The following is a 14,518-nucleotide window of genomic DNA, read 5'->3' as shown; positions in this document are numbered from 1 at the left end:
CGTTCTCACCTCCTACTCCTATTCATTTTATTTACTGGAGAATAAAGGAGGTTATATAAATTTTCTCAACTTTTCCTTCTTGCATAAGTTCATTTATGCGTTCGCGCAGTTTTTTCTCTAAAAGAAGCTTTCCTTGTTTTCCTTTAAACTGCTCCGCTGTCATTTCTGATAATTCTTCAATAATGATATTTTTAATTTGAAAATCGCGTTTTTCTGCTTCTTCTTTTGCTTTTTCGCTATCTGTTTGAATTTTAAACGCAATTTTAATAAAGCTTCCGTCCATTAAATTGGTCATGATCTCGGGCACATCAAACGAGCTTGCAACAATTTCATCGACCGACGGCTCTTTCGGTTCATCATTCCCCATAAATTTCATAACGACAACAAGGGCGACGACGCTAACAAGCGTAATCACTCCCATAACAATTAACATGATCTTTAACATTTTATTGTCCTTCAACGTCGGATCCCTCCGCCTCTCTCCTTAATCCGAGAACAGAAATGTTACGATAAAACGTTTCTACTAATAACATAACATCTTCCACAGACTCCCGCACGACAAACTTTTTGCCATTCGTTAATGTAATGGTCGTGTCTGGGAACGCTTCAACTTGCTCTATGTAAATGGCGTTTAACGTAAAAGGTTTACCGTTTAACCGCGTTAATCGAATCATTATGTATCGGGGGCAAACGCCCCCGTCCCCCCTTTATTTATTATTTCTTCAAGTTGACAAGCTCTTGTAAAATTTCATCCGACGTTGTAATAATGCGCGTATTCGCTTGGAATCCGCGTTGGGCAACGATCATTTCTGTAAACTCTTCAGATAGATCGACGTTCGACATTTCTAATGCCCCGGAAATAATTTCACCTGCGCCGTTTAAACCAGGTCGTGATAACTCATTAATCGTCAATCCATTGGCATTTCGGTCGAGCTTACCAGAGTTGTTTGTTTCTTTAAACGTATTTCCTCCCATTTTCTCTAAGCCGCTCGGGTTCGGAAATTGTGCTAATAAAATTTGTCCTGCAATTTTTAATTGTCCAGAACTATCAATAAATGTCACTTTTCCGTCCGCCGTAATCCCGAAACTTTTCGCCGTTTTCGGAATTTGAATCAATCCCGGTTCAAAGCTTGTCACATTTCCGTATTTCGGCTCGCTGTAGTCTTGTAGCACTTGTTGGACGCTTTCGACGAACCCGCTAATTCCTTCTAAGTAAGGACCCATCATTTTTTCAGCTTCCGCTAACGTATCCGGCCAATCGGCCTCGTTTTCTGGAAGGAGCGGAACAGGATTGATACTTGCTTTAGGAGATACGCGGTCATTAAAATAACTTCCGGCCGCAGCAAGCGTTGTATCGTTCGGATCTGTCTTCCCTGTTATTTTTTCATTTAGATTTTTTAGTTCATTATTAAAATTTTTGATAAAATTAATAAAATCTGTTTGTGTAGTTGGGTTGTTATCAGAATCTTTAGTAAATTCATCTTTCCATTTTTTTATAAAGTTTACAAGACCATTCGTGCTATTCAGAAATGCATCCAAATCACGTCTTGCTTGAGCCACATGAGGAGCATTTGTAATCACCGTATCTACATCTTTAATCGCTGCTTCCCCAATTAAATATTGTCCGTCCGAATTAACGATATAACCGTATTCATCTAAATAAAAGTTACCAGCACGTGTAAAGCTTAAGTTAAAAACACGATCAATCGGAACTCCTGTATTCACTTTATTTGTCCCTAATTTTCCAGCTGGTCCATCCATACTAATTAACGTTACATCATTAATCGATCCAACGACGAAAAAGCCGTCGCCACCAAGCGCCAAGTCAAGTGGACGTGAGGTCGTTTGTGTCGAACCTTGTGTATGAATTGTTTCGATCGAGCCGAGCCCGCTTCCTAAACCGATTTGTTTGCCGTTTATTCCCCCGCGTGTCCCTGTTGATGATGTCGCAGCTGAAATTTGTTGGGAAACGAGATCTTTAAATGTGACGCGCGCTTTTTTGTAGCCATACGTATTGACGTTAGAAATATTGTTACCAATCACGTCTAATTTATATTGAAAGTTGCGAATACCACCAATTCCAGTGAACATGGAACGTAACATAATAATCCTCTCCTTTTCGTTGTTTGAGCGGCTTCTGTCATTCCGCACGCTCGAAGGCTTCCTGTAAAGGTCCGGCCTTATATAATAATGGCTCCATTAATATTTGTGAACAATTGGCTCTGTGCCTCTTCACGATGCATCGCTGTAATGACCGTTTGATTCACAGCGCTCACGATTAAGGCCGCTTCATCTGTAATGACGAGCGAGTCGCGCACCCCTTTTTGTTTTGCCTCGACAATTTTTTGTCCGATCATCGCCCATTGTTCCTCGTTAATGTGAATATTTCGTTCTTGTAACCGCTGCTGGGCATGTTTGCTTATTTTTAATGCTTTTCCTGCTTCAGCAAGCGCATCGCGAAACGATTGTCGCTCCGTTGAAATGGTCGTCTGTTTTTGTGACGGAATCAATGGGGTGTGCGGAAAAAACTGAATGCGATTCATTTTTTCACCTCCTTTATTGCGACACTTTTGTGACGCGAGAGGCCAACACCATCTCCCCTTGATCAAGCTCTAACCATACGTCCGTTCCTTTTTGAACGACAGCTTTCACCACACCGCTTTGTTCATCCCATGTGACGGTTTTACCAATCCATTCACTGTATTGAGCAAGCGACGGTGTAGATTGTTGTTGAATAAGCTTTTGTAACGCATCTAACGTGCCTGCAAGTTTTTCAGATGTGCCCGTTTGTGTCTCAATAAATTTGCTCATCATATTCGACATATTGACCATTTGTTCAAGCGATGAGAAATTCGCCATTTGTGAAATAAATTCACGGTCTTCCATTGGGTTTAACGGATCTTGGTGTTGCAATTGAGCAATTAAAATTTTTAAAAAGTCATCTTTCCCTAATGAGCTTTTCCCCGTCTCACGTTGTGCGACTTTTCGCTGCGATAAAAGCAAACTCGGATCGATCGTTGCCACGTACATCACCTCTACATATCAAAATCAAACCACTCGTTTAGCCACTCATCAAAAGATTGATCAGGTTGCTTTTTTTCTCCTTTTTGCTGTTCTTGCTGCTGTTGCTGCTGTTTTTGTTGATGGAAAGAATGGTCGCGAAATTTCGCTTGATCAAATACATTGAATTGCTCTACCGTAATACGATCGGCAATGTGCGCAAGCTGATGAATATGTTGTTCCACTAACTGCTTCGCAGCTTCAGTTGATGTAATCATCTTTGCAGTTAGCTTCCCTTTTTGCTCAATGAGTTTAATCGTTATATGTCCTAAATGTTCAGGATGTAAACGAATAAGCAGTTGCGTATTGCCATTTTTCCACCTTGTCAACTGGCTCGAACGAATGATTCGCTCAAACTGTGCAACAAACGGTGTTTCACTTGTCGTATCAATTGCTCGTAGTTCAAACGGTACATGTTTATCGTTTGATTGTTGGGCAGTATGAGACAAATCAAAAACACGAGTACTTGTTATCCATTGCTTGTGCTCTTGTGGCAATGGGGTCACTTCCTTTTGCGTCGTCCCCGATAATTGTTGTTCTTGTAAATTTGTACTTACTAATTGAGCTTGAGAAGTGATTTGATATTTTTTGTTTAAATCACTGTTTATGTTTCCATTTTTCAATACTTTTTCCCAATCTGTAGCTAACAAATCACGAGCTAACGGAGCTGTGTTCAACAATCTACCTTGTTTTACTTTTTCTTTACTATGCCATCGCGCTTGATGGTCTACAATCGTTTGTGCCATCGATTGTACTGCTTTACTTTCCACTTCGTTCGCACGATGCACATCGTTTAAACGTGTTTGACTGTCCACCACTGCTTGCAACATGTCTTTCATCGTGTCGCTTTGTTCATCGTTTGTTCCGAACACGTTGCGAAGCGTTGCACGTGCATGTTCAATGATCGGCTCTGGAATCGTCCATTGTTTTTGTTCAAGTTGAAACAAAGCGATGACGAGCATTAGTTCATCTTCTTCATCAAGATCATCTTGTGGTGAAAACATCGTTTCAAACGGCTGCCCAGCTGAAAATTGTTGAATCATTTGCTCTTTCGTTTCCTCTGGTAAAAGAGAAAGAAACGATTGTATCATTTCGTTTGATAACGTTTGTTTCTCGGCATATCCATCATGAATCGGAAGTTGGGCAAACCATTGCTGCAACTGCTCCCAATCCATTCGTTGCATCGTTTCCGGCTGTTCCGATAGTGACTGTAACGATGGTGACGTTTGACGCAACGACGAAAGCACCTGAGCAAATGCATGTCCATCGCCCGTTTCAACAGTCGTTTGCTGATTTGATCCGCTAAATGGAGCCATAAAAGAAACCCCGGCGATATTCATTTCTTCACCTCCTTTCAGTTGTTCGCTTTTTTCGCAAGAAGGCTCGTATACTTTGCTGCGTTTGCTGCATCCATTTTTTCTAAAATGGCTGCCACTTTGTCTGTTTTAAGTTTGGACAATAAATTAACCGCTTCTTGATCGGACATTTGTGGAATAATTTCTGCAGCTTTTTTTGGTGACATCGTTTCGTACATTTTCACTACGTCTACACGCGGAGCATTTGTTTGCTCTGTTGACGGTGTTGTCGGCTGCTGTGCTTGTTCCTTTTCTGCTTGCAAGCGGGCAATTTCTTGTTTGAGCGTGTCAATTTCGGCATCTTTTTCTTTTATGACGTCTTTCGTTTTTGCAAGTTTCTTTTCTTTTTCAACAATCGTTGCTTTTAATTCGACAATTTGTTCTTGTAGTTTCTTTTTTTCGTTCGCTTCTGTTCCTTCAATCCATTGGGAAACAAACGGCAATTGACTTGCATATTTTTTTCCTTGTTCAAATACGTTAATGCCAGAGAACGTTAAAATTAACAAAACGACAGAAATCGTAAATAAAAGCGGAATAAAAACGACAAAAAGAAACCATTGAAACTTGCTTGTTTTTTTCGTCTCTTCTTCTTTTTCAAACTGTTCCATCGATGCTCACCTTGTTTCTCGATAACAATATTGTTGTATAGAAATATCGTCCATTTGTTTTTGTTCAGCTATTCGCATTTGTTGTGCGATCATTTCATCATGTTTTTCTTTTATTTTTTCGTATTTTTTCACTTCGACATTCAATTCAACTAATTTCAGTTGTTTCAACTCCATATGCTGACGTGCTTGCATAACAAGATGCTGATAATGGTCGATGACCCGCTGCAAGTTGCTCATAAAATGTTGAAACGAGCGAATATGTTGAATCGCTAGCCCCGATTGTAATTGTTGTTTATGTTGTTCTTCGTAATCTTCTTTTTGTTTTAAAAAATGGTATAGCTTTTCTGCCACTTCTTCAAACCGGGTGCGCGCTTCTTCATATTCATGTAACGCTTTTTGTTTTTCATGTTCTTTTAAGTTTAAAATTTTTGTTAATTTAAATGGTGTCATCGTTTATTCACCCTTGTTCAATAAGTTGAAACAACTGTTGAACACTTTCATTTATTGTGTACGATTCATGAACATCTTGTTTTAAAAACGAAATAATTTTCGGATAATAACGAATGGCTTCATCGATTTCTCGCGATGAGCCACGCTTATACGCACCAATTTGAATTAAATCTTCAGATTGAACGTATGTCGCTAATAACTCCCGCAATTTTTCCGCTACTTTTCGATGTTCTGGCGTCACGATGTAGTTCATAACGCGACTGACACTTTTCAATACGTTAATCGCTGGATACTGACCTTTATTAGCTAGTTGACGTTCTAATACGAAATGCCCATCTAAAATGCCACGAACTGTATCAGCAATCGGTTCATTCATATCATCGCCGTCAACGAGTACCGTATAAAAAGCGGTAATTGTTCCGTGCTCATTCGTCCCAGTCCGCTCAAGCAACTTCGGTAAAATCGCGAAAACAGACGGTGTATATCCTTTCGTCGTCGGCGGCTCACCGACAGCTAATCCGACTTCACGTTGCGCCATCGCCACGCGCGTAACAGAGTCCATCATAAACATGACATTTAGTCCTTGATCGCGAAAATATTCCGCTATAGCAGTCGCTGTATATGCCCCTTTAATGCGCATGAGAGCAGGTTGGTCGGATGTCGCTACAACGACAATGGAGCGTTTTAACCCCTCTGGACCGAGATCGCGCTCAATAAACTCTCGTACTTCACGTCCGCGTTCACCGATGAGCGCAATAACGTTTAAATCTGCATTTGTGTTACGGGCAATCATCCCCATTAGCGTACTTTTTCCGACGCCCGAGCCAGCAAAAATACCGACACGTTGTCCTTTTCCAACCGTCAACAAGCTATCAATCATTTTTACGCCGACTTCAATCGGGTCTGAAATCGGGGGACGCGTCATCGGGTTTGGCGGTTGGCGATCAATTGGAACAGCCGTCAATCCTTTCGGAAGCGGTTGATCATCAAGTGGGACGCCTAATGCATCAATGACACGTCCAACAAGCGCTGAACCGACTTTCATTTCAAGCGGAGCTCCCGTTGCCTCCACAATGCAACCCGGAGCAATATCTTGAACGGTGGCATAAGGCATTAAAAGTACGTATTCATCACGAAACCCGACAACTTCCGCTTGAATTTTTTTCTTTTTTTTATGGCCGATATGAATGTAGCACACATCGCCAATCGAACTTTCTGGTCCTTTCGCTTCGATCATTAAGCCGATGACGCGTGTGACTTTGCCAAATCGTTTATATGGATCGAGCAACTCGATTTCATTGATGAGTGCTTGCCAGTTCATTCGCTCGCCCCCTCGATCCGCTCGAGCAATTGTAATTTCAGCTGTTCAAGCTGCGTATCAACGCTTGCATCAATACGACCAAACGGCGTTTCAACAATACAACTTGTTTCATCTAGCGTCTCATCGGGATAAATAAACAAGTGAACATCGTGACTAAATAACGCTTTTAGCTCATCTTTTTGCCGAATGACGACATCATAGTACGTCGGATGCACATACATTTTCACTTCTTCATGTTCTCTTACTTCTTTTATCACTTGTTTCACAAGCCCAAGAAAATGTTCTTTATTTTCAGCAAGACGTTCTCCCATGATCCGCTCCGCTACTTTGCATGCGACAAGCAAAATCGTTTCATCAGCTGATTCAAGCATATGATAAAACTGTTCATTAGCTGATTGTACGATCTTCTTCGCCTCGCGAATCGCCTCCATATATTGCTGAAATCCGTCTTGTCGTCCTTGTTCGAAACCGATCGCGTATCCTTCTTGACGCGCCTGTTCAATCCATTCTTTTCGTTCTTCTTCCCATTGTTTTTGTTCTTCTGCTATTTGTTGTTGAACAGAGGCGTAATACATGTCGGCTTCTTGACGAATATGCGCTGCTTGCTGTTCCGCTTGCTCAATTAACATTTGCACATGTTGTATCGTCATTTCGTCATGTTGCTCATGTTCTTCTTGTTGCATGTCGGGCAGCACTTTTTTCACTTGAATAACCGCTCGTTGCTCCGAACATGTTCGAGCAAACGGGGCTTTAATGACTTTAGACAATAATATCATCTCCTCCGCCACGAGCAACAACGATTTCACCCGCTTCTTCGAGACGACGAATCACTGCGACAATACGCGATTGCGCTTCTTCTACGTCACGAAGGCGAACAGGCCCCATAAACTCCATCTCTTCTTTAAACGTTTCCGCCATGCGTGAAGACATGTTACGAAATACAACTTCTTTTACTTCGTCGCTAGATACTTTCAATGCAAGCAACAGGTCGGCATTGTCCACTTCGCGAATGACGCGTTGAATCGCACGGTTATCAAGCGTAACGATATCTTCAAATACAAACATGCGCTTTTTAATTTCTTCTGCTAATTCTGGGTCTTGAATTTCAAGCGCATCTAAAATCGTTCGTTCGGTTGCCCGATCCACACCATTTAACACTTCAACAACAGCCTCAATACCACCTGTTTGTGTGTAATCTTGTACAACTGTCGTTGATAATTTTCGTTCAAGTACTTGTTCGACTTCATTAATCATTTCCGGTGATGTGCGATCCATCAACGCGATACGACGAGCAACATCCGCTTGCATTTCTTGTGGCAACGCCGATAAAATTTGACCCGCTTGCGTTGGCTCCAAATAAGACAATACAAGGGCAATCGTTTGTGGATGCTCATTTTGTAAAAAGTTTAAAATTTGCGCTGGATCCGCCTTGCGCGCGAAATCAAACGGACGCACTTGCAAAGCAGATGTTAAGCGATTAATAATGTTCATCGCCTGCTCTGGCCCAAGTGCTTTTTCGAGCACTTGTTTTGCGTAGGCAATGCCGCCTTGTGAAATGTAATCTTGCGCTAAGGCGATTTGGTGGAACTCTTCTAAAATCGTTTCTTTTTTCTCGGCATCCACTTGACGAACGTTAGAAATTTCAAGCGTCAATTTTTCAATTTCTTCTTCAGATAAATGTTTATATACGGATGCTGAAACATCTGGTCCTAATGAAATGAGGAGAATGGCTGCTTTTTGTTTTCCTGTTAATTCGCCTTTTTGATCGCGTTTTGCCATATAATCCCCCCCTTATTCCTCAGCAAGCCATGTTCGTAATAATTTCGCAAATTCTTCTGGTTTTTCTTTTGCAAGTTTTTCAAGTTGCTTGCGGCGCAATGTTGCTTCTGTTTCGACTTCCTCGTTTACATCTGGAATTTGTACTGCCACTTGTTCTTCTTGTAACGACAGTTCGTCCATTTCTTCTTTTTTCCGTTTACGTAACCATAAAAAGACGAGTACTCCAATAATCAAGATGAATACACTGCCACCAGCAACGTATGCCCATGTCGGAATAGTCGATGTTTGTTCATTAAACTGCACTTTTCCGTTAAACGGTTGCACAGAAACAACGACGCGATTTTGTAAATCGGCATCCGTCCACTGCCCAGCAACATCTTTATCGACCGATGTTCGCACAATCGTTCCTAAAATTTTTGTAATATCATCAACCGTTTGAGCAGGAAGTGAGTTTGGATCGTTCGGTTTTGGTGGTTCAACCATCACTTGAATACCTAAATCTTTTACTTTATAAGGACTTGCAACAATTTCTTTTTTTATTCTATTAACCTCGTTATTAATTGTTTCCTCAATTCGCTCATAATCCCCGTTTGTCTCGCCATTGGCTCCTTGATAACCCGGTACAGCGTTTTCACCTGTTCCTGTCGTGCCACCTGGTTGAGCTCCCTTGCCCGAAAACGTCTCTGTAATGCGCTGTACGCTTACGGCGATGCCTTCCATATTTTCTTTATCGACTGGCTCAACAAGCTCTTCTTGGCGATTTTCTTGAGTAAAATCAACGTCTGCTGTCACAGAAACGACGACTTTATCTTGTCCGATCATCGTTCCTAACATTTGTTGGACGCGGCGTTGAATGTCGCGTTCAATTTGTTGCTTTATTTCATACTGTTCAGCAAATGTTTTGCCAGACGAAAAATTTTCTTCATTTTTTAAGTCAAAGTACTCAAAATATTGATTCATAATGACGATATTTTCAGTAGGAAGGTTCGGCACGCTTTTGGAAACAAGGTGATATAGCGATTTAATTTGCTGTTCGTTAAATTTATATCCCGCCTTTGTTTTCAAAACGATGGATGCAGATGCCTCTTCCTGTTGGTCACCAACAAATATGGTCGGCTGGGGTAGATTAATCATCACTTTCGCATCTTCTACCCCGTCGATACTTTTTATTAAATTGGCGAGCTCTGTTTGCATTGCCTCAATTTTCAACACGTTAAATTCATTATCCGTCATACCGAAGCCAGAGTTTTTTCCGAAAAATGAATAATCAATACTCCCGCTATCTGGAATACCTTCTGCAGCTAATTCCACTTTTAACGTGTTAACAAGCTGTTCAGGCACTAAAATCGTCGTGCCGTTATCGATAATTTGCGACTTAATGCCCCGCTGGTCAAGCGTGGCTTTAATTTGTCCCGCTTCTTGCGGCGATAAATTGCTGTAGAGAGGAACAAAATTCGTTCGCGTCGCAAAAAAAGCGGTAAGCGCAACGGCAACGATCAACAGCCCAACAAGCCCTAAAGCCATCACTTTTTGCTGTTTTGTTCTCTCGCTCCAAAACAATTTCAATCGTTCTATCGCTTGTTTTAATCGCTCGTTCATATGCTTCCTCCGCTATCTCTTGAGGTCCATTATACTTGCATTCTCATCACTTCTTGGTATGCTTCAATCACTTTATTGCGCACTTCAATCGCTAATTGAAGCGATATGCTCGCTTTTTGTGAAGCGATCATCACATTGTGCAAATCAACGTTTTCTCCTTTTGCTAGCTTCGTTGTCAGCTGGTCTGACTCAATTTGTTGTTTATTGACTTCATGAATCGCGTCTTTTAAAAACTGTGAGAACGCCCGTTGTGCTTCCGCAGGCTTTATCGGTTGCTGCTGTACAGCTGGTGATAAAGCTGTACGTTGAATGCGATCAATCATCGTTTATCCCCCTATTTTCCGATTTCTAACGCCTTCATTAACATCCCTTTCGTTGCATTTAACACCGTCACATTTGCTTCGTACGAGCGCGTGGCGCTCATTAAATCGACCATTTCTTTTAACGGATCGACGTTCGGTAATTGTACATATCCGTTTTCATCTGCATCGGGATGAGATGGGTCATATACAAGTTTAAATGGTGTTTGATCCTCAACAATTTTCGTCACTTTCACTCCGCCTGTCGATCGCTCGTTCATTGCTTGGCTTAAAACGGAAGAAAATGACTCGTTTGGTTGCATCACAACCATTTTGCGACGATATGGCTGCCACTTCCCATCGACCATTTTCGCTCGTGTCGTATCGACGTTGGCCATGTTTGCTGAAATGACATCCATACGCAACCGCTGGGCAGTTAACGCAGAGGCGGATACATTGAAACTTTGAAACATGTATTATTTTCCTCCCTTAATGACCGTTTTCAAAGAGTTAAACTTTCCGTTTAATCGTTCAACTAAAGCGTTATAATAAATTTGGTTTTGCGCTAAATCCGACATTTCTTTATCTAAATCGACATTGTTGTTATTATGATTGTAAACGAGATCGTTTTTAGTTGTCACGAAAAATTTGTTCGTACTTCCTTTAAACTCAAAATGGCGTGGATCTGTACGATACGCTTGTAACGCTTGCTGAAATTCGGTACGAAACTGAACATCTTTTGCTTGGAAATTTGGTGTATCGACATTCGCAATGTTGTTTGCGATTACTTTTTGTTTCAATGATGAGTAATTCAATCCTTGTTCTAATATTTGGAATGTATTTGAAAACAATTTCACGACATATTCCTCCCCATAGAGACACCGTTCGACACCTTTATTGTAAAAAATTATTTACATAATGTATATAGGGAACATTGGACTATTTTTCACATACTTTAACAAAAGAGGCATCTTTACGAGAAAGATGCCCTGTTTGTTTTTAATGATGTTTTAATTTCTCGAGCTCTGTTAAAAACTTATCGTTTAATACTTTAATGTACGTTCCTTTCATGCCGAGGGAACGAGATTCAATGACTCCCGCACTTTCTAGTTTGCGAAGCGCATTGACAATGACTGAGCGTGTGATGCCGACGCGGTCAGCAATTTTACTTGCCACAAGCAAGCCTTCTGTCCCATCTAACTCTTCAAAAATATGTTCAATGGCTTCTAATTCACTATATGAAAGCGAGCTAATCGCCATTTGAACGACAGCTTTGCTACGTGCTTCTTCTTCGATTTCTTCCGCTTTTTCTCGTAAAATTTCCATTCCGACAACCGTCGCGCCATATTCAGCTAAAATTAAATCGTCATCATGAAACTCTTTATCTAAGCGGGATAAAATAAGCGTTCCTAGACGCTCACCGCCGCCGATAATCGGTACAATCGTCGTTAAACCATTTTTAAATAAGTCTTTATTTTCGATCGGAAATGCCGTATACTCACTATTAATATCAAGGTTTGGCGATGTTTCTGTAATGTTAAATAAATTTTTCGTATACTCTTCTGGGAATTGACGATCCGCTAACATTTTTTTCATTCGTTCGTTTTCAATCGTTTGTTTAATCGCAAAGCCAAGCAACTTTCCGCGACGGCTGACGACGAAGACGTTCGCCTCGATCACTTCGCAAAGTGTTTCCGCCATCTCTTTAAAGTTTACAGGCTTTCCAGCCGCATTTTGTAGCATCGCATTAATTTTTCTCGTTTTTTCAAGTAAATTCATATCGCATCCTCCTTATAAAATAAATTCGCTTAAATCTTTATTTCGTACAATGTTTCCTAATTTCTTTTCAACGTATTGTGGAGTAATAACAACCTTTTCTAAATGAACATCCGGTGCTTCATACAATAAGTCTTCTAACAATTTTTCCATAATCGTATGAAGGCGGCGCGCGCCAATGTTATCTGTTTGTTGATTTACTTCAAAGGCGACTTCCGCAATTTTACGAATAGCATCGTCAGAAAATTCAAGTTGTATACCTTCTGTCGCAAGTAAAGCAACATACTGCTTTAAAAGCGCGTTGTTCGGTTCAACTAATATTTTGACGAAATCATCGACGGTGAGTTTCGTCAATTCCACGCGAATCGGAAAACGACCTTGTAATTCTGGAATTAAATCGGACGGTTTTGCCATATGGAACGCCCCAGCAGCAATAAATAAAATATAGTCCGTTTTGACTGGTCCGTATTTCGTCATAACGGTCGAGCCTTCAACAATCGGTAAAATGTCGCGTTGCACACCTTCACGAGAAACGTCAGCTGATGAACCAACCTGTCCTTTTCGAGCAATTTTATCAATTTCATCAATAAAAATGATGCCAGATTGTTCTGCTAGACGAATCGCTTCTTGTGTCACTTCATCCATATCAATGAGTTTTTGTGCTTCTTCATTTGCAAGTACATGACGGGCTTCTTTTACTTTTAATTTTCGTTTTTTCCGCTTTTTCGGCATAAAGCTGCTGAGCATATCTTGCATATTCACGCCCATTTGCTCCATACCAGCGCCTTGAAATAAATCAAACATGACCGATTGTTGTTCTTCTATTTCAACCGTCACTATTTCGTTTTCTAATTGCCCATTTGCCAATTGCCAAGCAACTTGTCTTCGTCTTTCAGCAAGTTGTTGATCATCGCTCACGTTCGTCGTTTGTTGTTCAGATGCACCGCCAAACAAAAGTTCGAACGGATTTTTCATCGGTTGTTTTGTTTTCCCAGGTACAAGCAGTTCAACAAGTCGTTTGTTCGCTAATTGCTCCGCTTGTTCTTTTACTTCGTTCATTTTTTTCTCTTTTACGATGCGTACAGATGTTTCAACGAGATCGCGTACCATCGACTCAACATCGCGACCGACATAACCGACTTCCGTAAATTTTGTTGCCTCTACTTTTACGAATGGAGCACCGACAAGTTTCGCTAATCGCCGAGCAATTTCTGTTTTTCCAACACCTGTTGGTCCAATCATTAAAATATTTTTCGGCACGACTTCATCGCGCAACTTTTCATCTAATAAACTGCGACGATAACGATTTCTTAACGCAATCGCGACCGCTTTTTTCGCTTCATGCTGACCGACGATAAATTGATCAAGCTTTTCAACAATTTGTTTTGGCGTTAACATGCCGCTCCCCCCTCTACAGCTCTTCGACAATAATGCAATCGTTTGTGTACACGCAAATATCGCTCGCTACTTTTAATGCAGCTTGTGCAATTTGCTTTGCTGTTAAATGTTCGCCTGCATACGCTTTTAACGCTCTACCAGCCGCTAACGCATAGTTGCCACCGGAACCGATCGCCAAAATATCATCATCTGGTTCAATGACTTCACCTGTTCCAGAAATGAGCAGTAAATGCGTGGCATCCATGACGATTAGCATCGCTTCTAATCGCCGCAACACTTTATCGCTCCGCCACTCTTTCGCTAACTCCACCGCTGCCCGTTGTAAGTTTCCGTTGTATTCTTCTAACTTTCCTTCGAACATTTCAAACAGTGTAAATGCATCTGCTACGGCTCCAGCAAAACCTGCTAACACTTTACCATGAAAAAGTTTACGAATTTTTCGGGCTGTATGTTTCATCACTACGGCATTGCCGAATGTCACTTGACCATCGCCCGCCATCGCTCCTTTTCCTTGATGGCGAATGGCAAATATCGTCGTCGCATGAAATTGACTCATAAACATCCGTTACAGAAAACTTACAAGACTTTATAAAGTGTTTCCTTCCTTGTTCATCGCGCCCGATTTCGCAAAAAAGCTACTCTCGTTTTCTTGGCGCTCCGAAGGCTTCACTTCCCCACTAACGTATGGGTACATCGTTATGTCACATCATGGATTCGGCATATTGTTTCAAGTTGATGCTTGCATTCAAATCACGATCGATTTCTATCCCACACGCCCCACAACGGTACGTCCGTTCCGATAAAGAAAGGTGGTCTTTCACATGACCGCAACGGCTGCACTTTTTGCTTGACGGATAAAACCGATCTGCCACG

At 41.2% G+C, this 14,518-nt stretch carries 19 protein-coding genes; all 19 read right to left on the bottom strand.

All coding sequences use genetic code 11. The features are described 5' to 3' along the window. Positions 1-31 precede the first annotated feature (31 nt). The gene (gene fliL, locus HNQ84_RS09520; RefSeq protein ID WP_183247031.1) at positions 32-445 is read right to left on the bottom strand and encodes a flagellar basal body-associated protein FliL; all 414 of its coding nucleotides are present in this window, start codon (positions 443-445) and stop codon (positions 32-34) included. 1 nt (position 446) lies between these two features. Then, positions 447-674: a flagellar FlbD family protein gene (locus tag HNQ84_RS09515; protein ID WP_183241549.1), complete on the bottom strand. Its 228-nt coding sequence runs from the start codon at positions 672-674 to the stop codon at positions 447-449. A 40-nt stretch (positions 675-714) separates the two neighbouring features. After that, complete coding sequence (locus HNQ84_RS09510; RefSeq protein WP_435621960.1) at positions 715-2,103, bottom strand: flagellar hook-basal body complex protein; 1,389 nt, start codon at positions 2,101-2,103, stop codon at positions 715-717. A 77-nt stretch (positions 2,104-2,180) separates the two neighbouring features. After that, positions 2,181-2,543, bottom strand: a complete 363-nt coding sequence (locus HNQ84_RS09505) for a TIGR02530 family flagellar biosynthesis protein (RefSeq protein WP_435621959.1) — start codon at positions 2,541-2,543, stop codon at positions 2,181-2,183. Between the two features lie 13 nt (positions 2,544-2,556). Next, entirely contained in the window at positions 2,557-3,024 is a 468-nt protein-coding gene (locus HNQ84_RS09500; protein WP_435621958.1) for a FlgD family protein, read from the bottom strand. Positions 3,025-3,035: 11 nt separating this feature from the next. Continuing rightward, complete coding sequence (locus HNQ84_RS09495; protein WP_435621957.1) at positions 3,036-4,400, bottom strand: flagellar hook-length control protein FliK; 1,365 nt, start codon at positions 4,398-4,400, stop codon at positions 3,036-3,038. 14 nt (positions 4,401-4,414) lie between these two features. Next, positions 4,415-5,023, bottom strand: a complete 609-nt coding sequence (locus tag HNQ84_RS09490; protein WP_435621956.1) for a MotE family protein — start codon at positions 5,021-5,023, stop codon at positions 4,415-4,417. 6 nt (positions 5,024-5,029) lie between these two features. Beyond that, positions 5,030-5,473, bottom strand: a complete 444-nt coding sequence (fliJ, locus tag HNQ84_RS09485) for a flagellar export protein FliJ (protein WP_183241561.1) — start codon at positions 5,471-5,473, stop codon at positions 5,030-5,032. Between the two features lie 7 nt (positions 5,474-5,480). Continuing rightward, positions 5,481-6,794, bottom strand: a complete 1,314-nt coding sequence (fliI, locus tag HNQ84_RS09480) for a flagellar protein export ATPase FliI (protein WP_435621955.1) — start codon at positions 6,792-6,794, stop codon at positions 5,481-5,483. Continuing rightward, positions 6,791-7,570, bottom strand: a complete 780-nt coding sequence (fliH, locus tag HNQ84_RS09475; RefSeq protein WP_183241565.1) for a flagellar assembly protein FliH — start codon at positions 7,568-7,570, stop codon at positions 6,791-6,793. Before fliH ends, fliI begins: the two co-directional genes overlap by 4 nt. Then, positions 7,554-8,573 (bottom strand): flagellar motor switch protein FliG, encoded by a 1,020-nt coding sequence (fliG, locus tag HNQ84_RS09470; protein WP_032099723.1) that lies wholly within the window; start codon positions 8,571-8,573, stop codon positions 7,554-7,556. The genes fliH and fliG overlap by 17 nt, the downstream gene beginning before the upstream one ends. A 12-nt stretch (positions 8,574-8,585) precedes the next feature. Then, a complete protein-coding gene (fliF, locus tag HNQ84_RS09465; protein WP_435621954.1) occupies positions 8,586-10,172 on the bottom strand; it encodes a flagellar basal-body MS-ring/collar protein FliF in 1,587 nt (528 codons plus the stop codon). Positions 10,173-10,201: 29 nt separating this feature from the next. Next, a complete protein-coding gene (gene fliE, locus HNQ84_RS09460) occupies positions 10,202-10,495 on the bottom strand; it encodes a flagellar hook-basal body complex protein FliE (protein WP_435621953.1) in 294 nt (97 codons plus the stop codon). A gap of 11 nt (positions 10,496-10,506) precedes the next feature. Then, complete coding sequence (flgC, locus tag HNQ84_RS09455; protein WP_183241571.1) at positions 10,507-10,944, bottom strand: flagellar basal body rod protein FlgC; 438 nt, start codon at positions 10,942-10,944, stop codon at positions 10,507-10,509. 3 nt (positions 10,945-10,947) lie between these two features. Further along, the gene (gene flgB / locus HNQ84_RS09450) at positions 10,948-11,328 is read right to left on the bottom strand and encodes a flagellar basal body rod protein FlgB (protein ID WP_032099727.1); all 381 of its coding nucleotides are present in this window, start codon (positions 11,326-11,328) and stop codon (positions 10,948-10,950) included. A gap of 142 nt (positions 11,329-11,470) precedes the next feature. After that, positions 11,471-12,250 (bottom strand): GTP-sensing pleiotropic transcriptional regulator CodY, encoded by a 780-nt coding sequence (gene codY / locus HNQ84_RS09445; protein WP_035047072.1) that lies wholly within the window; start codon positions 12,248-12,250, stop codon positions 11,471-11,473. Positions 12,251-12,262: 12 nt separating this feature from the next. After that, the gene (gene hslU / locus HNQ84_RS09440; RefSeq protein WP_183241573.1) at positions 12,263-13,645 is read right to left on the bottom strand and encodes an ATP-dependent protease ATPase subunit HslU; all 1,383 of its coding nucleotides are present in this window, start codon (positions 13,643-13,645) and stop codon (positions 12,263-12,265) included. Between the two features lie 13 nt (positions 13,646-13,658). Then, positions 13,659-14,201: an ATP-dependent protease subunit HslV gene (hslV, locus tag HNQ84_RS09435; protein ID WP_435621952.1), complete on the bottom strand. Its 543-nt coding sequence runs from the start codon at positions 14,199-14,201 to the stop codon at positions 13,659-13,661. 145 nt (positions 14,202-14,346) lie between these two features. Further along, the coding region (locus HNQ84_RS09430; protein ID WP_435622014.1) for a zinc ribbon domain-containing protein at positions 14,347-14,518 on the bottom strand (172 nt) is incomplete at its 5' end.

The organism is Anoxybacillus eryuanensis, from assembly GCF_051200995.1.
Taxonomy (GTDB): domain Bacteria; phylum Bacillota; class Bacilli; order Bacillales; family Anoxybacillaceae; genus Anoxybacillus; species Anoxybacillus tengchongensis.
The sequence above is the reverse complement of the archived record's forward strand: the minus strand, read 5'-3'. Positions and strand labels throughout refer to the sequence as shown.

Excerpts from the sequence above, each read along its gene's own strand:
- hslV (WP_435621952.1), bottom strand. The coding sequence starts at position 14,201 with ATGAGTCAATTTCATGCGACGACGATATTTGCCATTCGCCATCAAGGA.
- codY (WP_035047072.1), bottom strand. The coding sequence starts at position 12,250 with ATGAATTTACTTGAAAAAACGAGAAAAATTAATGCGATGCTACAAAAT.
- fliE (WP_435621953.1), bottom strand. The coding sequence starts at position 10,495 with ATGATTGATCGCATTCAACGTACAGCTTTATCACCAGCTGTACAGCAG.
- HNQ84_RS09515 (WP_183241549.1), bottom strand. The coding sequence starts at position 674 with ATGATTCGATTAACGCGGTTAAACGGTAAACCTTTTACGTTAAACGCC.
- HNQ84_RS09505 (WP_435621959.1), bottom strand. The coding sequence starts at position 2,543 with ATGAATCGCATTCAGTTTTTTCCGCACACCCCATTGATTCCGTCACAA.
- HNQ84_RS09510 (WP_435621960.1), bottom strand. The coding sequence starts at position 2,103 with ATGTTACGTTCCATGTTCACTGGAATTGGTGGTATTCGCAACTTTCAA.
- fliF (WP_435621954.1), bottom strand. The coding sequence starts at position 10,172 with ATGAACGAGCGATTAAAACAAGCGATAGAACGATTGAAATTGTTTTGG.
- fliJ (WP_183241561.1), bottom strand. The coding sequence starts at position 5,473 with ATGACACCATTTAAATTAACAAAAATTTTAAACTTAAAAGAACATGAA.
- HNQ84_RS09490 (WP_435621956.1), bottom strand. The coding sequence starts at position 5,023 with ATGGAACAGTTTGAAAAAGAAGAAGAGACGAAAAAAACAAGCAAGTTT.
- HNQ84_RS09495 (WP_435621957.1), bottom strand. The coding sequence starts at position 4,400 with ATGAATATCGCCGGGGTTTCTTTTATGGCTCCATTTAGCGGATCAAAT.
- hslU (WP_183241573.1), bottom strand. The coding sequence starts at position 13,645 with ATGTTAACGCCAAAACAAATTGTTGAAAAGCTTGATCAATTTATCGTC.
- flgC (WP_183241571.1), bottom strand. The coding sequence starts at position 10,944 with ATGTTTCAAAGTTTCAATGTATCCGCCTCTGCGTTAACTGCCCAGCGG.
- fliG (WP_032099723.1), bottom strand. The coding sequence starts at position 8,573 with ATGGCAAAACGCGATCAAAAAGGCGAATTAACAGGAAAACAAAAAGCA.
- fliL (WP_183247031.1), bottom strand. The coding sequence starts at position 445 with ATGTTAAAGATCATGTTAATTGTTATGGGAGTGATTACGCTTGTTAGC.
- fliH (WP_183241565.1), bottom strand. The coding sequence starts at position 7,570 with ATGATATTATTGTCTAAAGTCATTAAAGCCCCGTTTGCTCGAACATGT.
- fliI (WP_435621955.1), bottom strand. The coding sequence starts at position 6,794 with ATGAACTGGCAAGCACTCATCAATGAAATCGAGTTGCTCGATCCATAT.